The 22,128-nt window shown below is 53.1% G+C and carries 20 protein-coding genes; 9 read left to right on the top strand and 11 right to left on the bottom strand.

All coding sequences use genetic code 11. The features are described from left to right. Positions 1-50 precede the first annotated feature (50 nt). On the bottom strand, positions 51-503 hold the full coding sequence (locus NNN64_RS02320; protein WP_271440324.1) for a YhcH/YjgK/YiaL family protein: 453 nt from the start codon (positions 501-503) through the stop codon (positions 51-53). 238 nt (positions 504-741) lie between these two features. Here NNN64_RS02320 and pyrL point away from each other — a divergent pair, with 238 nt between their 5' ends. From pyrL to ridA, 4 genes are all read left to right on the top strand, one after another. Beyond that, on the top strand, positions 742-843 hold the full coding sequence (pyrL, locus tag NNN64_RS02310) for a pyr operon leader peptide (RefSeq protein WP_202039763.1): 102 nt from the start codon (positions 742-744) through the stop codon (positions 841-843). Positions 844-878: 35 nt separating this feature from the next. After that, on the top strand, positions 879-1,814 hold the full coding sequence (gene pyrB, locus NNN64_RS02305; RefSeq protein WP_016151493.1) for an aspartate carbamoyltransferase: 936 nt from the start codon (positions 879-881) through the stop codon (positions 1,812-1,814). A 13-nt stretch (positions 1,815-1,827) separates the two neighbouring features. Beyond that, complete coding sequence (pyrI, locus tag NNN64_RS02300; RefSeq protein ID WP_016151492.1) at positions 1,828-2,289, top strand: aspartate carbamoyltransferase regulatory subunit; 462 nt, start codon at positions 1,828-1,830, stop codon at positions 2,287-2,289. 73 nt (positions 2,290-2,362) lie between these two features. Beyond that, positions 2,363-2,749: a 2-iminobutanoate/2-iminopropanoate deaminase gene (gene ridA / locus NNN64_RS02295; RefSeq protein WP_000047544.1), complete on the top strand. Its 387-nt coding sequence runs from the start codon at positions 2,363-2,365 to the stop codon at positions 2,747-2,749. Positions 2,750-2,840: 91 nt separating this feature from the next. Here ridA and NNN64_RS02290 read toward each other — a convergent pair whose 3' ends face one another. From NNN64_RS02290 to mgtA, 4 genes are all read right to left on the bottom strand, one after another. Continuing rightward, positions 2,841-4,127, bottom strand: coding sequence for a TRAP transporter large permease (locus NNN64_RS02290; protein WP_271440322.1), 1,287 nt, complete (start codon positions 4,125-4,127; stop codon positions 2,841-2,843). A 30-nt stretch (positions 4,128-4,157) separates the two neighbouring features. Further along, positions 4,158-4,667, bottom strand: coding sequence for a TRAP transporter small permease (locus NNN64_RS02285; RefSeq protein WP_202039766.1), 510 nt, complete (start codon positions 4,665-4,667; stop codon positions 4,158-4,160). 55 nt (positions 4,668-4,722) lie between these two features. Beyond that, a complete protein-coding gene (locus NNN64_RS02280) occupies positions 4,723-5,700 on the bottom strand; it encodes a TRAP transporter substrate-binding protein (RefSeq protein ID WP_271440321.1) in 978 nt (325 codons plus the stop codon). A 376-nt stretch (positions 5,701-6,076) separates the two neighbouring features. Next, positions 6,077-8,785 (bottom strand): magnesium-translocating P-type ATPase, encoded by a 2,709-nt coding sequence (gene mgtA / locus NNN64_RS02275; protein ID WP_271440320.1) that lies wholly within the window; start codon positions 8,783-8,785, stop codon positions 6,077-6,079. Between the two features lie 417 nt (positions 8,786-9,202). Here mgtA and treR point away from each other — a divergent pair, with 417 nt between their 5' ends. From treR to nrdG, 5 genes are all read left to right on the top strand, one after another. After that, entirely contained in the window at positions 9,203-10,150 is a 948-nt protein-coding gene (gene treR / locus NNN64_RS02270; RefSeq protein ID WP_137383943.1) for a trehalose operon repressor TreR, read from the top strand. Positions 10,151-10,307: 157 nt separating this feature from the next. Then, positions 10,308-11,726: a PTS trehalose transporter subunit IIBC gene (treB, locus tag NNN64_RS02265; protein ID WP_271440319.1), complete on the top strand. Its 1,419-nt coding sequence runs from the start codon at positions 10,308-10,310 to the stop codon at positions 11,724-11,726. 49 nt (positions 11,727-11,775) lie between these two features. Further along, on the top strand, positions 11,776-13,428 hold the full coding sequence (treC, locus tag NNN64_RS02260) for an alpha,alpha-phosphotrehalase (protein ID WP_271440318.1): 1,653 nt from the start codon (positions 11,776-11,778) through the stop codon (positions 13,426-13,428). A 409-nt stretch (positions 13,429-13,837) separates the two neighbouring features. Next, positions 13,838-15,976, top strand: coding sequence for an anaerobic ribonucleoside-triphosphate reductase (gene nrdD / locus NNN64_RS02255; RefSeq protein ID WP_137383946.1), 2,139 nt, complete (start codon positions 13,838-13,840; stop codon positions 15,974-15,976). A 120-nt stretch (positions 15,977-16,096) separates the two neighbouring features. Next, complete coding sequence (gene nrdG / locus NNN64_RS02250) at positions 16,097-16,561, top strand: anaerobic ribonucleoside-triphosphate reductase-activating protein (protein ID WP_271440317.1); 465 nt, start codon at positions 16,097-16,099, stop codon at positions 16,559-16,561. Between the two features lie 3 nt (positions 16,562-16,564). On the opposite strand, the gene NNN64_RS02245 is transcribed toward nrdG, so the two are convergent. The 6 genes from NNN64_RS02245 to NNN64_RS02220 all read right to left on the bottom strand — a co-directional run bounded on the left by NNN64_RS02245 (position 16,565) and on the right by NNN64_RS02220 (position 22,066). Further along, on the bottom strand, positions 16,565-16,849 hold the full coding sequence (locus NNN64_RS02245; RefSeq protein WP_000220581.1) for a type II toxin-antitoxin system RelE family toxin: 285 nt from the start codon (positions 16,847-16,849) through the stop codon (positions 16,565-16,567). After that, positions 16,839-17,081 carry a type II toxin-antitoxin system RelB/DinJ family antitoxin gene (locus NNN64_RS02240; RefSeq protein ID WP_000212724.1) on the bottom strand — a complete coding sequence of 81 codons (243 nt, stop codon included), beginning with the start codon at positions 17,079-17,081 and terminating at the stop codon, positions 16,839-16,841. Before NNN64_RS02240 ends, NNN64_RS02245 begins: the two co-directional genes overlap by 11 nt. A gap of 77 nt (positions 17,082-17,158) precedes the next feature. Next, entirely contained in the window at positions 17,159-19,072 is a 1,914-nt protein-coding gene (locus NNN64_RS02235) for a BglG family transcription antiterminator (RefSeq protein WP_271440316.1), read from the bottom strand. 21 nt (positions 19,073-19,093) lie between these two features. Continuing rightward, entirely contained in the window at positions 19,094-19,834 is a 741-nt protein-coding gene (dagF, locus tag NNN64_RS02230; RefSeq protein WP_271440315.1) for a 2-dehydro-3-deoxy-phosphogluconate aldolase, read from the bottom strand. Then, the gene (locus NNN64_RS02225) at positions 19,831-20,949 is read right to left on the bottom strand and encodes a DgaE family pyridoxal phosphate-dependent ammonia lyase (protein ID WP_271440314.1); all 1,119 of its coding nucleotides are present in this window, start codon (positions 20,947-20,949) and stop codon (positions 19,831-19,833) included. The genes dagF and NNN64_RS02225 overlap by 4 nt, the downstream gene beginning before the upstream one ends. Beyond that, the gene (locus NNN64_RS02220) at positions 20,933-22,066 is read right to left on the bottom strand and encodes an amidohydrolase/deacetylase family metallohydrolase (protein WP_271440313.1); all 1,134 of its coding nucleotides are present in this window, start codon (positions 22,064-22,066) and stop codon (positions 20,933-20,935) included. The genes NNN64_RS02225 and NNN64_RS02220 overlap by 17 nt, the downstream gene beginning before the upstream one ends. Positions 22,067-22,128 lie beyond the last annotated feature (62 nt).

Raw genomic sequence — 22,128 nt, 5'->3', positions numbered from 1 at the left:
ACCGCGCTCCCGTTGGCCGGGCAAGGCGAAGCCGCACCCGGCAATCACGCTTATGCCACCCGCATTTTCACCACGGCTTTGCGCACCAGTGCCGGCGACCCGACTGCACACAGCGGTTTATGCACTTCACCCGGATAGAACACCACGAAGTCACCTTCGTTCAGCACGACCGTTTTCTCCTGTACCCCTTCCGCCACGAAGGCGATATCTTTATCCGCCAGCCAGTCGGTTTCCGGCGCGCCCGCAGGCTGTGTACTGAAGGTCATGCCTTCCTGGCCTTTGAGCAGGATCTGAATATCCAGATAACGGGCGTGATACTCAGCGCGGCGCTGGGCAAACGGCTCCGTCATATCTTCTGCAATCAGATAAAACAGACGATCACCGTCGATGTCATGCTTACCCTTTTCCGTCGCATCCGTCACGTGCGCCTTGATGTGTTCAATCGCCTGACGCAGCTCTTCTGGCAGCCAGACATCCAGGTTGTGAATATTGCCGACAATCATCTCAAACCCCTTAATTAAAACAATGTTTCATTTTAGTTGTTATACGAAAAAACCGTCTGCCATACCACTGCTATTTGCTGATATTTTGCGTCAACGCATGTTTATCTCAACGTGGCCGATCACCCGACAGGGTGCATGAATATTCATGAGAATCGTTTGCGATGAATAAATTGTGCATTTTTCGCTTGATCCCATAACGGAGCTGAGTATAATCGCGGACAATTTGCCGGGAGGATGTATGGTTCAGTGTGTACGACATTTTGTCTTACCGCGTCTGAAAAAGGACGCTGGCCTGCCGTTTTTCTTTCCGTTGATCATCCATTCCAAGCCCCTCAATTGAGGGGCTTTTTTTTGCCCAGGCGTCAGGAGATAAACATGGCTAACCCGCTCTATCAAAAACACATCATTTCCATAAATGACCTCAGCCGCGATGACCTCAATCTGGTTCTCGCGACAGCGGCGAAACTGAAAGCCAACCCACAGCCGGAGCTGCTAAAGCATAAGGTGATAGCCAGCTGCTTCTTTGAGGCATCGACGCGCACCCGTTTATCCTTTGAAACCTCGATGCACCGCCTGGGTGCCAGCGTGGTGGGTTTCTCTGACAGCAGCAACACATCACTGGGCAAAAAAGGTGAAACGCTGGCTGATACCATTTCCGTCATCAGTACCTATGTTGACGCCATTGTGATGCGTCATCCGCAGGAAGGTGCTGCCCGTCTGGCCACAGAGTTCTCCGGCAACGTGCCGGTACTGAACGCAGGCGATGGTTCGAACCAGCATCCCACCCAAACGCTGCTGGACCTGTTCACCATTCAGGAAACCCAGGGCCGCCTGGACAATCTGCAAATCGCCATGGTGGGTGACCTGAAGTATGGTCGTACCGTCCACTCCCTGACCCAGGCACTGGCGAAATTCGAAGGCAACCGCTTCTACTTCATCGCCCCGGATGCGTTGGCCATGCCGCAATACATTCTGGACATGCTAAATGAAAAAGGTATCGCCTGGAGCCTGCACGGCACCATCGAAGAGGTTATGGCAGAGGTTGATATTCTCTACATGACCCGCGTGCAAAAAGAACGTCTGGACCCTTCCGAATACGCCAACGTGAAAGCACAGTTCGTCCTGCGTGCCAGCGACCTGAATGGTGCCAGAGCGAACATGAAAGTGTTGCACCCACTGCCGCGTATCGATGAGATCACCACCGATGTCGATAAGACGCCGCACGCCTGGTATTTCCAGCAGGCTGGCAACGGCATCTTCGCCCGCCAGGCGTTACTGGCACTGGTACTGAATAGCGAACTGGCACTGTAAGGGAGAAAAAGAGATGACACACGATAACAAACTGCAGGTTGAAGCCATCAAACGCGGCACCGTGATTGACCATATTCCCGCACAGGTTGGTTTTAAACTGCTGACGCTGTTCAAGCTGACAGAAACCGATCAGCGTATCACCATCGGTCTGAACCTGCCTTCAGGCGAAATGGGTCGTAAAGACCTGATTAAAATTGAAAACACCTTCCTGACCGATGAGCAAGTTAACCAGCTTTCTCTGTACGCGCCACAGGCGACGGTGAACCGCATTGACGATTATGACGTGGTGGGTAAATCACGTCCGAGCCTGCCGGAACGAATCGACAACGTGCTGGTTTGCCCGAACAGCAACTGCATCAGCCATGCTGAACCGGTTTCTTCCAGCTTTTCAGTGAAAAAACGTGCTGATGATATCGCGCTCAAATGCAAATACTGTGAAAAAGAGTTTTCGCATTATGTGGTGCTGGCCAACTAATTGCGGTTGGTATTGAAATGTTGCCTCTCTATAATGGCTAACACCTTAATACTGCAGTTCATCTGGAGATATCATGAGCAAAACTATTGCGACGGAAAATGCACCAGCCGCTATCGGCCCATACGTTCAGGGCGTTGACCTGGGTAGCATGGTAATCACTTCCGGTCAGATCCCGGTCGATCCGAAAACCGGTGCCGTAGCGGAAGACGTGTCCGCTCAGGCGCGTCAGTCGCTGGAAAACGTAAAAGCTATCGTTGAAGCAGCAGGCCTGAAAGTGGGCGATATCGTAAAAACGACCGTTTTTGTAAAAGACCTGAACGATTTCGCAACCGTCAACGCCACCTACGAAGCGTTCTTCACTGAGCACAACGCGACTTTCCCGGCACGCTCTTGCGTGGAAGTTGCCCGTCTGCCGAAAGACGTGAAAATCGAGATTGAAGCGATCGCCGTACGTCGCTAAGTTTCCTTGTGCCGGATGGCGGTTTCGCCTTATCCGGCCGACGGAAGCGTAATTTGTAGGCCCGGTAAGCGCGAGCGCCACCGGGCATTTATCACAGCACACCAAACAGTTTCGGCAGGAACAACGAAATCGCCGGAATGTAGGTTACCAACATCAGCACCAGGAACAGGACGAGGTAGAACGGCAGCATCGCCTTCACCACTTGTTCAATCTTCTGCTTACTCACCGCGCTGGCGACAAACAGCACCGACCCTACCGGCGGCGTAATCAACCCGATCCCTAAGTTCACCAACATGATCATGCCGAAATGAACCGGATCAATACCGAGCGCGTTGGTCACTGGCAGCAGGACCGGTGTCAGGATCAGGATCAGCGGCGCCATATCCATCAGCGTACCAATCAGCAGCAGCATAATGTTAATGCACATCAGGATGACGTATTTGTTATCCGAGATACTGGTGAACGCGTCGGTGATGCGCATCGGCAACTGCATGTAGGTCATGACAGCGCCAAACGCGGCAGCAAAACCAATCAGGATCATCACGATGGTGACTGTTTTCACCGTGCGGAACATCAGCTTCGGCAGTTCAGACCATTTATAGTCACGATAGATAAACATGGTGACGAAGAAGGCCCACAGGCAGGCAATCGCCGCGGATTCCGTCGCGGTAAAGATGCCCGACAGGATCCCCCCCATGATGATCACCACCGTCATCAATCCCCACAGCGTATCGACGAAAATCTTCAGCGCCTGGCGAAACGGCACGCGCTCGCCTTTTGGATAGCCGCGTTTATGGGCAAACGCCACGCACATCACCATCAGGCTCAAGCTTAACAGCAGGCCCGGCAGGATCCCGGCGATAAATAGCGCGGCAATCGACACCGTCCCACCCGTTGCCAGCGAGTAGATAACCGAGTTATGGCTGGGCGGCGTAAGGATTGCCTGCACCGAACCGCTGGCGGTCACCGCCGCGGCAAAGTCGCGAGGGTAACCTTTTTTATCCATCTCCGGGATCATCACCGAACCGATGGAAGCGGTGTCTGCCACCGACGATCCTGAGATTGCGCCAAAAAAGGTCGATGCCACGATGTTGACCAGTGACAAGCCTCCGCGAATAAAACCAACAAAAATGTAGGCAAAATTCACTAACCGACGCGCAATTCCGCCTTCGGCCATGATCGCGCCAGCCAGAATAAAGAACGGGATCGCCAGCAGGGAGAACTTGTTCACGCCACTGGTCAGTTGGATCATTACCGCTTCCAGTGGGATATCAATGTACCAGGCACCAATGATGGCGCTAATCCCTACCGCGTACGCTACCGGTACCCCAATCGCCAGCATGATGCCAAGCGTAAAGACGAGAATAAATGCATCCATCTGCTTTCCTTAATGAAATGGGGGCGGTAATTAGCTGGTCGAACCCAGCATGACAACAGGACGCTGGTACTGCGGGCCACGGCAGATCTTCTCAACAATAAAGAGCAGCGTGATAGCAGAGCCAATTGGCAGCGGAAGATAGTTTTGCCCGGCGCTTAAAATCGGGAATTCCGCAACGGGTTGATCCCACAGCTCAAGACACAGATTGGTTCCGTACCAGAGGATAAACAGGCTTATCGCCGCCAGCATGATATCCGCGACAATAAAGCAATAACGGCGGGCGCTTTCACCCAGGCGATCAGTGACCATACTCACTGCGATATGCGAGCCTGCGCGATAACTTACCGCAGCACCAATAAAAGTGAATGTCACCATGCAGAGAATAGCGACGGGTTCAGGCCATGACAGGGCATTGTTCAGGACATAACGTGCGAATATCCCAATCGGGATAATGGCAACCATCACCAATAATGCCACACCGGCAATCCACATTGAGACCCGATAAAGAAAATCCATTACCGATGAATAGCATTCACCCATAATCATCACCTCGAATTAATCAAATGATTCAGGCGGATATCATCCGCCCGATGAACTACTGCACATCCTGAATACGCTTGATCAAATCCTGGTGTTCTTTACCGTAATTATCCCGCACTGACTGAGTGGCTTTATAGAAATAGTCCGTATCAATATCGTGGAACTGAACGCCGTTGGCTTTCATCGTTTCCAGTGATTTCGCATTATAATCCTGCCAAAGTTTGCGTTGCTCTACCTGGGCTTCTTTAGCGAGCTTAATAATGAGATCCTGATCTTCTTTTTTCAATTTATCCCATTTCGCTTTCGAGAAAAGAAATAATTCAGGAATAATAAAATGTTTGCTCCAGGTGTAGTTTTTAACGACAGGTAAATAGTTGTGCGCGACAAACGTCGGTGGGTTATTTTCCGTTCCATCAATAACCCCTGTCTGCATGCCGCTAAAGACTTCACTGACGCCCATTACAACGGAGTTAGCGCCCATCGCTTTCAGGGTATCCAGCGCTATCGGACTTCCTTGAACGCGGATCTTCATACCGTGTAAATCTTCCGGTTTCACCACCGGGTTTTTAGTGATCAGGTTACGCGTCCCCGCATCCATCCAGCCGAGGAACACCAGCCGTGATTTGGTATTGGCCGTCAGACGGTCGCCAATTTCCTGGCCGATCATGCCGTCGAGAACCTTATGCAGATGGTCTTCATCACGGAAAATATACGGCAGTGTAAATACGTTAATTTCAGGGAGAATAGCAGCGACAGGTGTCATCGAGACGCGAATAATATCGATAGCGCCTAATTGCGCCTGTTCAATCATCTGTTTTTCATCGCCTAACACACCACCGGGAAATGTTTTAATTTCCAGACGACCATCGGTCGCCGCGCTGAGCTTTTCCCCCATGTGTTTCACTGCCACCACGTTCGGGTAATCAGCCGGATGCACGTCTGCGGCGCGGAAGGTTTGTGCCAACGTTGAATGGCTGGCCAGTAATACCGAAGCACCAATACACAGACTTATCAGGTTTTTTGTCAGTTTCATTTGTCCTTCTCCAGAAGTTCATAATATCCATTAACAGGAATAGCTTGCAGAGCAAATGACTGCCGGAATTAAAAATGGGCAGCGAGAAACTTTCTTAACGACGTTACCGGTGCAGACTAACTGGTGTAACAATTTATTTCGATGACTGCCTTCACAAAAAAAAAACTAAGCTCTATAATTTTTAGCACGCTGTTTCATTTTTGCAACGCAGATCGTTTTCCTGATAGAAAAGCAACGCAAAGGACGCGGTTTTAGACTAATTAGCCGCGTTAGTATTTCAATAAAAATAAAACAACAATATTACGGAGGAATATCTTCGAATGAAGAAGAGAAATGCAGGATGGTGTTAACACCATCCTGTTGAGACGTTTAGCGGTTATTGCCAGCCGTAACGACGGCTATAAAAACCTTTCACTAACTGGGTCAATGTCATGTAGCCTGCCAGAATCGCAATCAGCCACGGGAAGTAGCTCAGCGGCAATGCCTGCAATTGCAGGTAGCTGGCCAATGGCGAGAACGGTAACGCAATGCCCACCACCATCACGACCAGCGTCATCAGCATCAACGGCCATGCGGCGCGGCTCTGGATGAACGGCACGCGACGGGTACGGATCATATGCACAATCAGCGTTTGCGACAACAGACCGACCACGAACCAGCCTGACTGGAACAACGTCTGATGTTCTGGCGTATTGGCATGGAAAACGAACCACATCAGGCAAAATGTCAGAATGTCGAAGATAGAGCTGATCGGTCCAAAGAAAATCATAAAGCGTCCCAGCTCGGCAGGGTTCCAGCGCTGCGGCTTTTTAATCTGCTCTTCATCAACGTTATCAAACGGGATCGCCACCTGGGATACATCATACAGCAGGTTCTGAATCAGTAAGTGCAGCGGCAACATCGGCAGGAACGGCAGAAATGCGCTCGCCACCAGCACGCTAAACACGTTGCCAAAGTTGGAACTGGCCGTCATTTTGATGTACTTCAACATGTTCGAGAAGGTACGACGCCCTTCGATCACCCCTTCTTCCAGCACCATCAGGCTCTTTTCCAGCAGGATGATGTCTGCCGCTTCACGCGCAATATCAACCGCACCATCAACAGAAATACCAATGTCTGCCGCGCGCAACGCCGGGGCATCGTTGATACCATCGCCCATAAAGCCCACTACGTGACCTTCACGCTTGAGCAGTGTGACAATGCGCTCTTTGTGCATTGGCGTCAGGCGGGCAAACAGCGTGGTACGCTGAGCCAGTTTTGCCAGCTCGTCGTCGTTTAACCCTTCGATGCTGCTGCCGATCACCACATCACCTGCATCCAGACCCACTTCATGACACACTTTCGCCGCCACCAGCTCGCTGTCACCGGTGAGAATTTTCACCGTAATACCGCTGGCTTTCAGGGCTTTCAGCGCCGGTGCGGTCGTTTCTTTCGGTGGATCGAGGAAGGCGATATAGCCTTCAAGGATCAGGTCTGACTCATCAATACGTTGGTAATCGCCCTCACGCGCAGGCAGGTATTTCGTCGCCACCGCGACCACGCGCAACCCCTGACGGTTCAGCGTATCGGTAACGCGTTTCACCCGGCGCAGCATGTTCTCATCCAGCGGGACAATTTCCCCGTTATGGCGCACCTGGGTACAGACACTGAGGATCTCCTGCAACGCGCCTTTGCACACCAGTTGATGCACATCGGTTTCTTCAGCGACCACCACCGACATCCGACGACGCTCAAAATCAAACGGGATCTCATCAATTTTCTGCCAGCGGGTAGAGAGCTGACGGGCAGATTCTTCATCCACACCTTCGAGAACCGCCGTATCCAGCAGATTCTTCAGCCCGGTCTGATAATGGCTGTTCAGCCACGCGGAATACAGGACGTGTTCGCTGTGCTTACCGGAGATATCGGTATGATTCTCCAGCACTATTTTATCCTGAGTCAGAGTACCGGTTTTATCGGTGCACAGAATATCCATCGCGCCAAAGTTCTGGATGGCATCGAGGTGTTTGACGATAACCTTCTGTTTGGACAGCTTCACCGCCCCGCGCGCCAGCGTTGAGGTGACGATCATTGGCAGCATTTCCGGGGTCAGCCCCACCGCGACAGACAGCGCAAACAGCGCCGCTTCCCACCAGTCACCTTTGGTGTAGCCGTTGATGATGAGGACAATGGGCGCCATCACCAGCATAAAACGGATCAACAACATGCTGACGCGGCTGATCCCTTTCTGGAAGGCATTTTGCTCGCTTTCCTGCTCGCTGACGCGGCCTGCCAGTTGTCCAAACCAGGTGTTCGCCCCGGTGGCAATGACAATGGCCTGTGCCGTTCCGCTCACCACATTAGTGCCCATAAAACACAGGGTATCGCACTCCAGCGGGTTGCTTTGCTGCGGGTCACGGCTTGTCGCCACTTTCTCAACCGGCAAAGACTCACCGGTCAGCGAAGCCTGCGCCACAAACAGATCGCGCGCCTGGACGATACGTAAATCGGCCGGGATCATATCGCCGGCTGCCAGCTTAATAATATCGCCAGGAACCAGCTGGTCGATCGGCAGTTCAACCCAGCCGTTCTCCCCTTTTTCGTTGATGACACGCAGGACGGTTGCGGTATTGCTGACCATCGCTTTCAGCGCGTCCGCCGCTTTGGTGGAACGCGCCTCCTGCACAAAATTCAGCAGCGTTGAGATACACACCATCAAGGCGATGACGCCCGCAGCAAACAGATCTTCGGTGGCATAAGAAATGCCGCCCAGAATAGTCAGCAGAATATTAAACGGGTTGCGGTAGCAGACCCACAGATGAACCCACCACGGCGATGGCTTTTGCGTCGGCAATTGGTTTTCACCATGATTTTCGCGGGCGCTCTCCACTTCTGCGGCATTCAATCCTTCCGGATGCGCATCAAACGTTTTCCACAGCGCCTCTTCATCCATCAGCGCCATCTTCAGGCAATGTTCACTGAGTGACGGTGGGATCGGCGTGCTGGCAACGGTCTGGGCATTAGGCAACGGATCACGATGCACCAAACGATGCGGCAAATGGCGGTTAAGCCGGGCAAACAGCTGGCGGGTTATATTTTTGAACATAGGCAGTCCCTCTGCACCAGTATAAACGGGCGCAGTAAATCCTTCAGGCGTGGCAAAGCCTTGCCTGGTGGCAATTTTAAAATCACAACAGGGACGTCAGAACGTCACTGTCTTACAGCTCCGGTAAGACAGTGAAGACAGGCTTACCGGAGAAGGGGGGTTCTCCATTTAGGGAGAGGGGTGGGATCGGGATCCATATAGCCTCCGGTAAGTGAATGATAAGCGCTGCGGATTATACGCAGAAAACCATAAGGTTTGTGACAATTATGGCGGTATGATACAGCACGGAAACTAAACCAAACGTATACACATCGCCTGAAGGGTGAACGGTTTAAAGCAGACTTTGCCCATTGCACTCCACATGAGTAAAGTTACTCTCTTTGGTATAACTGAAAAAGTGCGCAACGGGAAAACAGGATGCAAAATCGGCTGACTATTAAAGACATCGCCCGCTTAAGCGGCGTGGGGAAATCAACGGTTTCCCGCGTGCTCAACAACGAAAGCGGCGTTAGCGAACGCACCCGTGAACGTGTTGAAGCAGTGATGAATCAGCACGGTTTCTCCCCTTCCCGCTCCGCACGTGCCATGCGTGGGCAAAGCGACAAAGTCGTGGCGATTATCGTCACACGTCTGGACTCACTTTCAGAAAACCTCGCAGTACAGACCATGCTGCCCGCCTTTTATGAGCAGGGTTACGATCCGATTATGATGGAAAGCCAGTTCTCACCTGAGCTGGTAGAAGAACATCTGGGAATGCTTAAACGTCGCAACATTGATGGGGTCGTGCTGTTTGGTTTTACCGGCGTAACGGAAACCATGCTCACCTCCTGGCAGGACTCTCTGGTACTGCTGGCCAGGGATGCCAAAGGCTTTGCCTCCGTCTGTTATGACGACGAAGGTGCCATTCATACCCTGATGCAGCGTCTGTACGATCGCGAACATCGTCATATCAGTTTCCTTGGCGTCCCCCATAGCGATGTCACCACCGGTAAGCGCCGTCATGAGGCCTACCTGACCTTCTGCAAGAAACATAAGCTGCATCCTGTCGCTGCTCTGCCTGGTCTTGCCATGAAGCAGGGCTATGAGCATGCCGCCGATGTTATTACGCCGGAAACCACCGCGTTAGTCTGTGCAACGGACACGCTTGCCCTTGGCGTCAGTAAATACCTGCAGGAACAGCGAATCGACAACCTGCAACTGGCAAGCGTCGGTAATACGCCGCTGATGAAATTCCTCCATCCGGAGATCATCACCGTCGATCCCGGCTACGCTGAAGCCGGGCGGCAAGCGGCGTTACAGCTGATCGAACAGATCAACGGCCGCAGCGAACTGCGGCAAATCGTCATTCCTGCCACCCTCTCCTGATCGCTTTCTGAGCACTAATTTGTGATCTTCGCTGCGTTTCGGGAACGTTCCCATTTTTAAATATTCACCGACGATATACTCTGGCACCAACAACGAGACAGCTGCCGGATGACGTCGCGAAAGCGTCTAATCCGATCTACGGGGAACACACGTCATCATGAGCAAAGTAAAACAAGCGGATATCGACCGGCTGATAGAGCTGATTGGCGGGCGCGACAATATCGCCACGGTGAGTCACTGCATTACGCGCCTGCGTTTTGTGTTGAATCAACCCGCGAATGCCAGACCCAAAGAGATCGAACAGCTACCGATGGTCAAAGGCTGCTTCACCAACGCCGGGCAGTTTCAGGTGGTGATTGGCACTGAGGTAGGTGATTACTACAAGGCGCTGTTGGCGACCACCGGACAAGCCAGTGCCGACAAAGAGCAGGCAAAGAAAGCGGCGCGGCAGAACATGAAGTGGCACGAGCAGCTGATTTCTCACTTCGCGGAGATTTTCTTCCCACTGCTCCCTGCGCTGATCAGCGGTGGTTTGATCTTAGGTTTTCGTAACGTCATCGGCGATGTGCCGATGAGCAACGGTCAGACGCTGGCGCAGATGCATCCCTCGCTCAAAACGCTCTACGACTTCTTGTGGCTGATTGGCGAAGCGATCTTCTTCTATCTGCCGGTGGGGATTTGTTGGTCTGCCGTGAAGAAAATGGGCGGTACGCCGATCCTCGGCATCGTGCTAGGCGTCACGCTGGTTTCTCCGCAACTGATGAACGCCTATTTGCTCGGCCAGCAGGTACCGGAAGTGTGGAACTTCGGCCTGTTCAGTATCGAGAAAGTGGGCTACCAGGCGCAGGTTATTCCGGCGCTGCTGGCGGGCCTGGCGCTCGGCTTTATTGAAACGCGGATGAAACGCATCGTCCCGGATTATCTGTACCTGGTCATCGTCCCGGTATGTTCGCTGATCCTGGCCGTATTCCTCGCCCATGCCTTTATCGGTCCATTTGGCCGCATGATCGGCGACGGTGTCGCGTTTGCCGTCCGCCATCTGCTGACCGGCAGCTTTGCCCCGATTGGCGCAGCATTGTTCGGCTTCCTGTATGCCCCGCTGGTGATCACCGGTGTACATCAGACCACGCTGGCTATCGATATGCAGATGATCCAGAGCATGGGCGGCACACCGGTATGGCCGCTGATTGCGCTGTCTAACATCGCTCAGGCCTCTGCGGTGGTCGGCATCATTATCTCCAGCCGTAAACACAATGAGCGTGAAATCTCTGTTCCTGCTGCGATCTCCGCCTATCTGGGGGTAACTGAACCCGCGATGTACGGCATCAACCTGAAATATCGCTTCCCGATGCTGTGCGCGATGATTGGTTCGGGCCTTGCCGGGTTGTTGTGCGGCCTGAACGGCGTGATGGCAAACGGCATTGGCGTCGGCGGCTTGCCGGGCATCCTCTCCATCCAGCCAACGTACTGGCAGGTATTTGGTCTGGCGATGGTGATTTCAATTGTTATCCCGATGGTACTGACTTCGTTCATCTACCAGCGTAAATACCGTCAGGGCACCTTACAGATTGTCTGACTTTTCTTCGGGGCGCAGTTGCGCCCCATCGTATCTCCAGGAAACAGCAATGAATATTCCACACTGGTGGCAAAACGGCGTTATCTATCAAATTTATCCCAAGAGTTTTCAGGACACCACCGGTAGCGGTACCGGTGATTTGCGCGGTGTAACACAGCGTCTCGACTACCTGCAGAAACTGGGGGTCGATGCTATCTGGCTGACGCCATTCTACATTTCACCGCAAGTTGATAACGGCTATGACGTCGCTAACTATATGTCCGTCGATCCGGCCTACGGTACGCTTGCAGACTTTGACGAACTGGTCGCGCAGGCGAAGGCACGTGGCATCCGCATTATTCTCGATATGGTGTTTAACCATACTTCAACCCAGCACGCCTGGTTTCGTGAAGCGCTGGATAAAAATAGCCCGTATCGTCAGTTTTATTTCTGGCGCGATGGCACGTCAGAGGCCAGCCCGAACAACTGGCGCTCCAAATTTGGCGGCAGTGCCTGGAGCTGGCACGCCGAAAGCGAGCAGTATTATCTGCACCTCTTTGCCCCGGAGCAGGCCGATCTGAACTGGGAAAACCCGGCGGTTCGCGCTGAGCTGAAAAAAGTGTGCGAGTTCTGGGCCGATCGCGGCGTGGACGGTCTGCGTCTCGACGTGGTGAATCTTATCTCTAAAGATCAGGACTTCCCGAACGATCCAGACGGTGATGGACGCCGTTTTTATACCGACGGTCCACGCGCACATGAATTTTTGCGTGAGATGAACCGCGATGTCTTTACCCCACGCAACCTGATGACGGTGGGAGAAATGTCATCCACTACGCTGGAACATTGCCAGCAATACGCCGCCCAGGATGGTAGTGAGCTGTCGATGACCTTTAACTTCCACCATCTGAAAGTGGATTACCCCAATGGAGAGAAATGGACGCTAGCAAAACCCGACTATCTGGCGCTAAAAACCCTGTTCCGCCACTGGCAGCAAGGCATGCACAACATCGCCTGGAACGCGCTGTTCTGGTGTAATCACGATCAGCCACGTATCGTTTCGCGTTTCGGCGATGAAGAGAAATACCGCGTTCCTGCCGCTAAAATGCTGGCCATGGTGCTGCACGGTATGCAGGGCACGCCTTATATCTATCAGGGGGAAGAGATTGGCATGACCAACCCACACTTCCGCCAGATAACCGATTATCGCGACGTGGAAAGCCATAACATGTTCGCTGAGCTGAATGCGCAGGGACGCGATGCCGACGAATTACTGACGATTCTGGCCAGTAAATCCCGTGATAACAGCCGCACGCCGATGCAATGGGATGCCAGCAAACACGCAGGCTTCACGCAGGGTGAACCATGGATCAATCTGTGCGACAACGCAGCGGATATCAATGTCGCAGCGGCGCTGAATGATGACGACTCGGTGTTCTATACCTATCAGAAGCTGATCGCATTGCGTAAAGCGGAGCCGGTTCTCACCTGGGGTGATTACCAGGATCTGCTACCTGACAGCCCGCACATATGGTGCTATCAGCGCGAGTGGCAAGGGCAGCGGCTTCTGGTCATTGCCAACCTGAGCGACACCTTCCAGCCCTGGCAACCCGCCAACACCCAGGGAAACTGGCAGGTGATGATGCACAACTACGCCGAGGTCGCCAGCCAGCCAGGCGATATGACATTACGTCCTTTTGAAGCCATCTGGTGGCTGCAAAAATAGCTTGCAATTGGCGTTGAGCCCGGTACGTATAGCGCTACCGGGCTTCACCGAAGATGTCTGTCTTACCTTCCTGTTTTTGTTGAATAATTAATCAGATTTTTCTTGCCACAATTTACAATCGGCTACAGTGCCCGTCATCTGTACGCTCCAGTTTTTACTTTGCGCTACATCAAATAAATCGTAAACATCCTTGATGCAAATCACTACATATAGAACTTAAAATGCACGCCGACCCAATATGTTGTATTAATCGACTACAATTGCTACAACGACATTTCCCCGGTTAGCGGTGGAATTGTGGATAAAGTGGGTCGGGATTGCGGGAAGTCATTGGCCTGATAGATGAATAAACCCATGGCCGCTTCCCCAACCTCTGTGGATAACCTGTTCTTATAAATATGGAGTGATCATGACACCGCATGTGATGAAACGAGATGGCTGTAAAGTGCCGTTTAAATCAGAGCGCATCAAAGAAGCCATTCTGCGTGCAGCTAAAGCAGCGGGAGTCGATGACGCAGATTACTGTGCCACCGTCGCAGAAGTCGTTAGCAGTCAGATGAATGAGCGCAGCCAGGTCGATATCAACGAGATCCAGACCGCGGTAGAAAACCAACTGATGTCTGGTCCGTACAAACAACTCGCCCGTGCGTACATCGAATATCGCCACGACCGTGATATACAGCGTGAAAAACGTGGCCGTCTGAACCAGGAAATTCGTGGTCTGGTTGAGCAAACCAACTCTGCTCTGCTGAATGAAAATGCCAACAAAGACAGCAAAGTGATCCCGACCCAGCGTGACCTGCTGGCGGGTATCGTCGCCAAACATTATGCGCGCCAGCACCTGCTGCCGCGTGATGTCGTCCAGGCACACGAGCGTGGTGATATTCACTATCACGACCTCGACTACTCGCCGTTCTTCCCGATGTTTAACTGCATGCTGATCGACCTGAAAGGTATGCTGACACAGGGCTTTAAGATGGGTAACGCGGAGATTGAGCCGCCAAAATCCATCTCGACCGCGACTGCCGTCACTGCACAAATCATCGCGCAGGTTGCCAGCCATATTTATGGCGGCACCACCATTAACCGTATTGATGAAGTCCTCGCGCCCTTCGTGACCGAGAGCTTTAATAAACACCGTAAAACCGCTGAAGAGTGGCAGATCCCGGATGCTGACGGTTATGCACATTCCCGTACCGAGAAAGAGTGCTACGACGCATTCCAGTCCCTTGAGTATGAAGTAAATACCCTGCATACCGCTAATGGTCAGACGCCATTCGTCACCTTTGGTTTTGGCCTGGGGACCAGTTGGGAATCCCGCTTGATCCAGCAATCCATTCTGCGTAACCGCATCGCGGGACTGGGTAAAAACCGTAAAACAGCCGTCTTCCCGAAACTGGTATTCGCGATTCGTGACGGTCTGAACCACAAGTTTGGCGATCCAAACTACGACATTAAACAGCTGGCGCTGGAATGCGCAAGCAAGCGTATGTACCCGGATATCCTGAACTACGATCAGGTAGTGAAAGTCACCGGTTCGTTCAAAACCCCAATGGGCTGCCGTAGCTTCCTCGGTGTCTGGGAAAACGAAAACGGCGAACAGGTTCACGACGGACGTAACAACCTTGGCGTTATTAGCCTGAACCTGCCACGCATCGCGCTGGAAGCCCATGGTGACGAAGCCACCTTCTGGAAACTGCTCGACGACCGTCTGATTCTGGCACGTAAAGCGCTGATGACCCGTATCGCGCGTCTGGAAGGTGTGAAAGCCCGTGTTGCGCCAATCCTGTATATGGAAGGAGCCTGCGGTGTTCGCCTGAAAGCGGACGATGATGTGTCTGAAATCTTTAAAAATGGCCGCGCATCCATCTCTCTGGGTTACATCGGCATTCACGAGACCATCAACGCGCTATTTGGTGATAAGCACCTGTACGACAGCGAAGAGCTGCGCGCCAAAGGTATCGCCATTGTCGAACGTCTGCGTCAGGCTGTTGATCAGTGGAAAGACGAAACCGGCTACGGTTTCAGCCTGTACAGCACGCCAAGCGAAAACCTGTGTGACCGCTTCTGCCGTCTCGATACCGCCGAATTTGGTGTGGTACCAGGCGTAACCGACAAAGGTTACTACACCAACAGCTTCCACCTTGATGTAGAGAAGAAGGTGAACCCATACGACAAAATCGACTTCGAAGCGCCGTACCCGCCGCTGGCAAGCGGAGGCTTCATTTGCTACGGCGAGTACCCGAATATTCAGCACAACCTGAAAGCGCTGGAAGACGTGTGGGATTACAGCTACCAGCACGTGCCGTATTACGGGACCAACACGCCAATCGATGAGTGCTACGAATGTGGCTTTACTGGTGAGTTCGAATGCACCAGCAAAGGCTTCACCTGCCCGAAATGTGGTAACCACGACGCCGCGCGCGTATCGGTAACCCGTCGCGTATGCGGCTACTTAGGCAGCCCGGACGCCCGTCCGTTTAACGCCGGTAAGCAGGAAGAAGTGAAGCGCCGCGTTAAGCATTTAGGTAACGGGCAGATAGGTTAATTTCCGTTTGCAAAGGCCGTAGGCCTGATAAGACGCAATCGCGTCGCCATCAGGCATCACAATGTTGCCGGATGCGGTGCAAGCACCTTATCCGGCCTACATTCTTTCTGGACATCTTCTATGCAATACCACCAATATTATCCCGTCGATATCGTTAACGGCCCCGGCACCCGCTGCACCTTGTTTGTTTCCGGGTGCGTGCATGAATGCCCTGGCTGCTATAACAAAAGCACATGGCGGTTAAACTCCGGTCTGCCATTCACCAAAGAGATGGAAGACAAGATCGTTGCCGATCTTAACGACACGCGCATTCATCGCCAGGGTATTTCGCTGTCCGGCGGCGATCCGCTGCACCCGCAAAACGTGCCGGATATCCTGAAACTGGTACAGCGTATTCGCGCTGAATGTCCGGGGAAAGACATCTGGGTATGGACCGGTTACAAGCTCGATGAACTCAACGCCGCGCAGATGCAGGTAGTGGATCTCATCAACGTGCTGGTCGATGGCAAATTTGTGCAGGATCTTAAAGACCCGGCGCTGATCTGGCGCGGCAGCAGCAACCAGGTTGTACATCATTTGCGATGATAGTTAAAGCCGTTTGTTTGCATCGTGATAGACGGCTGAATGTTCTCGCTTGCCGACCGCGACAACAAACACAATCACAACTTCATCCCGAACCTGGTACACCAGACGATAGCCGGACGATTTAAGCTTAATTTTATAGCAGTCAGGAAGACCGTTTAAACGGGCAGAGTCAATTCTGGGGTTCAATAGCACATCAGCCAACTTTTTCTTAAGCTGAGCCTTCACCGTATCGCCCAGCTTATGCCACTCTTTTAAGGCCCTCGGGTCGAATTCCAGTTCATAAGTCATCCAGACTAACCTTGATTCCCTTTTGCGGACTAGACAGCCTCTCCCGAACTGTCTGAATCAGTGCATCTTCACTGTCGCTAAGAGTGACGGTTTTCACTGGCATGCGCCCCGTTTCCGCGACGTACTGGAACAGTAATCGCACGGCTTCCGTTGGCGTAATGTTCAGTTTTTCCAGCACGGCATAAGCCTCATTTTTGAGTTTGTCATCCAGACGGACGTTCAGCGTGGCCATTATGCCTCCAATAGAATCGAATGTGTAATGCAGTCTAGCATTACATTCGCATTACATCGAATTCTGGATAACACCTCTCAAAAACGACTGACGCACTCCATCGCAACCGTTTTGAACTCGGTGAAATTCCGGCACGCGCAGAGCCGCGCCATGGCGCGTTCACGCAGGAAGGTGACGAAAATATCGTAAATGGCCATCGCTTCTTCGTATTCGCTTTTGCTAATGGCGAGCAAGAAAATCACGTGTGCCGTTTCATCGCCCCAGGCGATACCCTGCGGGGCAAGGATGGTGTAGACCACCGTTTTCTTTGCCAGCAGACCGAGGGCGTGCGGCAGGGCAATGCCGTCACCCAACATGGTGCTAACAATGGCCTCACGTTCCACAACCGAATCAAGAAACTCCGCGTCGACAAAACCTTCATCCTGCAACTGGTGGCATAACGTTTTGAACAGCGTCTGCTGATCCATGGTGCCGTCGATAATACGAAAGTGGGCGGCATCGAAAAACTTGTTCAGCATCCACGGACGGGTTCGGTCCACCAGCACCAGTTTGCCAATCTGCTCCAGTTGATAATCGGTAGGGAACGGCGCAATCATCACCACAGGCTTATCTTTTTCATCGATCCGCGCGGTAGAAATAACGAAGTCTTCGCTGATGCTTTCACGCTGTTCGTAGTCGCGTAGCGTCACGGTGCCCACAATATCAATCTGCGGATATTTTCGCGCCAGCACCGCTTCAATCATCCGCACCATCGCATTTCCCGCATCACAGACCAACAGCACACGCGGTTGACGCTGGTAACCGATGTTGTAACTACGTTCCAGCCCAACGCCAATATGCAGAACCAGAAAGCCGATCTCATTTTCACTGATGGTATACGGCGTATATTTTCCCCACCCCGAGACGGCGGCCAGCGTCATATCCCATGCCATCGGGTAGTGCTGTTTAATATTTTCCAGCAACGGATTAGGGATCATTATCTGGTAACGCACCCGGGTGATCATCGTCTTAATATGTGTCAGCAGATCGGCATGCAATTGCTGGTCATTCAGCAGGTTGTAGTTGTACTGGGTGTTGATAAAACGCAGGATGTAATTGACCAGCGCTTCGTCATCATCGGCATTGATGGCGCTGGGCGCAATCTCCTGTACCTGACGGGCGGCAATGTGTACCTGAAGCCAGTTTTCTTCATACACGGAAAGCGGCTTGTCTGCCAGTTGGTGCAAAATCCCCGCAATCTCTCTTGCCGCCAGGCACACCGCCTGTTCAGTTTCTTCAGCGGCAAATTCAGGCAGTGGATACCCTTCGCTAATCCGCCGGATAGCCACCGCACAGTACAAGCGCAGAAACAGCTCGCCCTCATCGGTCAGACGAATATGAAAACGGGCAAAAATATCCTGTAAAACCGGCTGTAGTTGCTCAGGGATCCCGGCATTCAGCGCCTCTTGCGTCACTAACGGATGCTGCGGATCCTGCTGCGCCAGCGTCCACAGCAGATCGGTCAAACAGGCGCGAATCGCCATCTCGCTGCCGAACAGCTTCATGCCATGCCGGGGACGCGTTTCCAGCGTCAGATGATAACGTTGCAGGTGTTCACGGACTTCGGCCATATCGTTTTGCAGCGTCGCACGACTGATAAACCATTCATCAGCCAAATCTTCAAGCTTCAGTGAAAAGGCCGACGTCAGAAAACGGACCACCAGCCAGTGTACCCGCTCCTGGCTGGTTCGTGGAATGCGCAGCAACGTTTCAGGCTGCTGCGTTTGCAGGGAGTGATAACTTGCCGGGTCATCAATTTTAAGCTGGTAACCGCTGCCCCTGCTGAGAACAAACTGCGCGCCGTACTGGGTAAGCAGCGCGTTTAGCGCCGTAATATCCGCACGTACGGTGCGTGTAGAAACCGACAACCGCTGCGCCAGCTCATCCTGCGGGAGCGCTTCGTTTTGCAGCATGTCAAACAGCTGCGCTAAACGTTGGTTGGGGAATCTCACGTCAGTTTCCTCATCTGTTAATTAGCCTACGCAGGCGCGGGTGATCGCCAGCAGTTGGCGAACGTCCTGCGGACGGGTATCGCCACTCACCTTATCAATAATCGAACTATAGATGTGAGGAATGATTTTGCTCACTCCAGCATCAAGGGCGATCTGCAGGATTTCCGCGAAATTTTCCAGGTCTATACCGCCGGTAGGCTCAAGCCAGAAGTCGTGGCGGGCGCAGGCCTGCGCGACCGCGATGTATTCGTCACGGCATTTCAGACCGCCCATCGGAAAGTACTTAATTGAGCTACCGCCCATATCTTTGAGCAGAGCAATCGCGGTTTCAACCGGCACAATGCCGTCTGGTGCCTGGCTGCTTAGCGGACCGGTGGAAATTTTCACCCTGCCCGGCGTCCCCGTTGGCGAGACCAGACCATTGACTACCGTATCCTGCTGGCCCAATAACGCACGGCTGGTTGCCACGCCGGTAAACACCTGATTAACATGCTGAGGCTGCACCTGGCGGGAAATTTCACTGACCATTGCCGACTGGTTCGGATCGCCCGCACCCAGCCCCACAGACAGTGCATTGTCAATAAGCGCAGCGTATTCACGCATATCCGCAACCGCGCTTTCAACGTTGGGGTAATTTTTTGACAACACGCCAACCAGCACGTGTCCTTCCGCCGCCGCATAAATATCCCGGGCGTTCTGTTTGGAGCCTGCCAGCACGTTCAGACAGACGCGATCGCGGTAAAAATTAGGGGTTAATTTCATGCTTTTTTCTCCTGCGAAATCACTTCAGCAATCCGGCGAGCCACAATCTCCAGTTGCGCACGATCGACGCTGCGCACATCCGCCTCAATGATGCCTTCGTTGGCTTTGTAACCACGGAAGTAAATCGCATACTCCCCCTGTTTCAGCGCCTCGACCAGTTCGCCCGTAGCGATACCGGTTACCGCTTCATCAAACTTAATTTCTGCGCGTGCAATGTCGCGTCCTGCACTGTCCCACACGACACGAGCGCTCACGCCATTCAGGGCATTCAACGCCGCTATAAACGGCGTCATTTTTTCTACCATCTCCGCACCGCTCTCTTTCTGCGCGCTTAGATACAGTTCGATAGCACAGGTCAAACCGAGGATGCCTTCTTTGCCGACCTTCATTGCCCGGCCAATGCCCGCCGTCTGGCGCTTGACCCATTCAACATACTGCGTTTTGCCAATCACCAGACCGCTGGTTGGCCCTTCAATCGCCTTCGCACCGCTGTAAATGACCAGGTCCGCGCCGACACGGTAGTAACATTGCAAATCCTCTTCCGCCGCCGCATCGACGATCAACGGTAGGTTATGCGTGCGAGCGACCACCGCAGCCTGCTCCACGCTGAGCATGCTTTTCTGTACACAGTGGTGCGATTTGATATACAGAATGGCCGCCGTGCGCGGTGTAATAGCCGCAGCCAGTTGCGCCGCCGAGCATTCGTTGGCATAGCCCGCTTCCACTAACTTACCGCCGCCGAGCGCCACCATCGCGCCAACCGGAGCGCCGAAGTTAACGTTGTGGCCTTTGGGTAGCACGATTTCGTTGTTATCGACAGGCGTCACGTGCAGGTTTTCCAATAGCCAGTCACTGTCTTTAACCAGCACCGCCGCCACCGACTGGGCAATCCCTGCCGAGGCACAGGAAACGACGGTTGCCCCTTCCACATCCAGTAACTTCGCAATGTACTCACCTGTCTTATTGACCAGATCTTTCATTTCGAAGTATTGATTCATCCCCGCCATCGCAGCCTGAACCACTTCCGGTCGTGGCGTGGAGACACCCAGTGCCGTCATGCGACCGGATGTATTAATCACCTGTTTTAAATGGTACTTCTCAAAAATTGAAGGCATGTTCCGCGCTCCCTTGTTCGGTCATATAGCCCTTACCCGCACGTATTGCGGCAAGCGGCACCAGCAGTTGTTCAGCCTGCAGGCTGTCGTTTTCGGCATCTACCAGCACGCCTGGCTGGCGTTTCAACGCAAAGAGGGTCAGATCGGCATCCAGCCCCACCTGCAGTCGGCCCTTGTTTTTCAGCCGCAGACCATCGGCCGCATTGGCGGTTACGCATTCAATAACCTGCGGCAGTGACATGCCGATAGCGAGAAACTTCGACATCACATTCGCCAGGGAATGCACCGGGCCGCTGATACGGTTGCGACAGTAAATATCGGAACTGATGGTGTGCGGCAGAATACCCAGTTCGATAGCGCGTTTCGCCACCGCAAAGCTGAGGCTGGCTGTACCGTGCCCAACGTCCAGACGAACCCCGCGCGAAATCGCCCGTGTCACCGATGCACGCAGCTCACCTTCCGGTGTCAGAATGCGGTTTGGCTTACCGTTGTAGCAGTGGGTGATGATGTCGCCCGCCATCAGGCGTTCGGCAATCTCATCCAGATCCGGGGGGTTATTGCCGATGTGCACCATCAGCGGCAGGTCACCGTTCTGCGCCTGCATCGCTTTAGCCCGATCCAGCGGTGTAATGCCATTTTCACCGACCACGCTGCTGCTCATGCGCGCCTTCAGACCCACGATAAAATCGGGGTGGCGTTTCACCGCCTGCTGCACCGCATCGGCGTCGATATTGGCCATGTTAGCCAGCTCGTTCTGCGCGATAAGCCCAACGCGGGAGATATTCAGCAGTGCATAAACTTCAGTGGCTGCACCGCGCGTCAGCGTGTAAAAATCGTCAATATCATCAGCGCCAGTACTGCCCGCATCCACCACCGTAGTGACGCCGGTGGCAATGCCCACGCTGTCGGGTTGGTCATGATAAATCGGGGATTTGGGATAACAGTGGACGTGGGAATCAATCCAGCCTGCGCTGACGTAGCACTCGCCGCGTAAGTCGATGATGTTTGCCGCCGGGCTATCAATGTCGCCCAGCGCCGCAATTTTGCCGTCCTTGAGCGCAATATCACTCACCGTATCGTCAACCAGACGCGCATGGCGCAGGAGTAAATCAAACATGTCTCTCTCCTGTTGAAATGGGGGCGGTCGTGTAGGCCTGATAAGCGCAGCGCCATCAGGCG

The sequence above is a fragment of the Citrobacter sp. Igbk 14 genome, from assembly GCF_028069825.1.
In the GTDB taxonomy this organism is placed as follows: Bacteria; Pseudomonadota; Gammaproteobacteria; order Enterobacterales; family Enterobacteriaceae; genus Citrobacter.
The sequence above is the reverse complement of the archived record's forward strand: the minus strand, read 5'-3'. Positions and strand labels throughout refer to the sequence as shown.

Excerpts from the sequence above, each read along its gene's own strand:
- NNN64_RS02320 (WP_271440324.1), bottom strand. The coding sequence starts at position 503 with ATGATTGTCGGCAATATTCACAACCTGGATGTCTGGCTGCCAGAAGAG.
- pyrL (WP_202039763.1), top strand. The coding sequence starts at position 742 with ATGGTTCAGTGTGTACGACATTTTGTCTTACCGCGTCTGAAAAAGGAC.
- pyrB (WP_016151493.1), top strand. The coding sequence starts at position 879 with ATGGCTAACCCGCTCTATCAAAAACACATCATTTCCATAAATGACCTC.
- pyrI (WP_016151492.1), top strand. The coding sequence starts at position 1,828 with ATGACACACGATAACAAACTGCAGGTTGAAGCCATCAAACGCGGCACC.
- ridA (WP_000047544.1), top strand. The coding sequence starts at position 2,363 with ATGAGCAAAACTATTGCGACGGAAAATGCACCAGCCGCTATCGGCCCA.
- NNN64_RS02290 (WP_271440322.1), bottom strand. The coding sequence starts at position 4,127 with ATGGATGCATTTATTCTCGTCTTTACGCTTGGCATCATGCTGGCGATT.
- NNN64_RS02285 (WP_202039766.1), bottom strand. The coding sequence starts at position 4,667 with ATGGGTGAATGCTATTCATCGGTAATGGATTTTCTTTATCGGGTCTCA.
- NNN64_RS02280 (WP_271440321.1), bottom strand. The coding sequence starts at position 5,700 with ATGAAACTGACAAAAAACCTGATAAGTCTGTGTATTGGTGCTTCGGTA.
- mgtA (WP_271440320.1), bottom strand. The coding sequence starts at position 8,785 with ATGTTCAAAAATATAACCCGCCAGCTGTTTGCCCGGCTTAACCGCCAT.
- treR (WP_137383943.1), top strand. The coding sequence starts at position 9,203 with ATGCAAAATCGGCTGACTATTAAAGACATCGCCCGCTTAAGCGGCGTG.
- treB (WP_271440319.1), top strand. The coding sequence starts at position 10,308 with ATGAGCAAAGTAAAACAAGCGGATATCGACCGGCTGATAGAGCTGATT.
- treC (WP_271440318.1), top strand. The coding sequence starts at position 11,776 with ATGAATATTCCACACTGGTGGCAAAACGGCGTTATCTATCAAATTTAT.
- nrdD (WP_137383946.1), top strand. The coding sequence starts at position 13,838 with ATGACACCGCATGTGATGAAACGAGATGGCTGTAAAGTGCCGTTTAAA.
- nrdG (WP_271440317.1), top strand. The coding sequence starts at position 16,097 with ATGCAATACCACCAATATTATCCCGTCGATATCGTTAACGGCCCCGGC.
- NNN64_RS02245 (WP_000220581.1), bottom strand. The coding sequence starts at position 16,849 with ATGACTTATGAACTGGAATTCGACCCGAGGGCCTTAAAAGAGTGGCAT.
- NNN64_RS02240 (WP_000212724.1), bottom strand. The coding sequence starts at position 17,081 with ATGGCCACGCTGAACGTCCGTCTGGATGACAAACTCAAAAATGAGGCT.
- dagF (WP_271440315.1), bottom strand. The coding sequence starts at position 19,834 with ATGAAATTAACCCCTAATTTTTACCGCGATCGCGTCTGTCTGAACGTG.
- NNN64_RS02225 (WP_271440314.1), bottom strand. The coding sequence starts at position 20,949 with ATGCCTTCAATTTTTGAGAAGTACCATTTAAAACAGGTGATTAATACA.
- NNN64_RS02220 (WP_271440313.1), bottom strand. The coding sequence starts at position 22,066 with ATGTTTGATTTACTCCTGCGCCATGCGCGTCTGGTTGACGATACGGTG.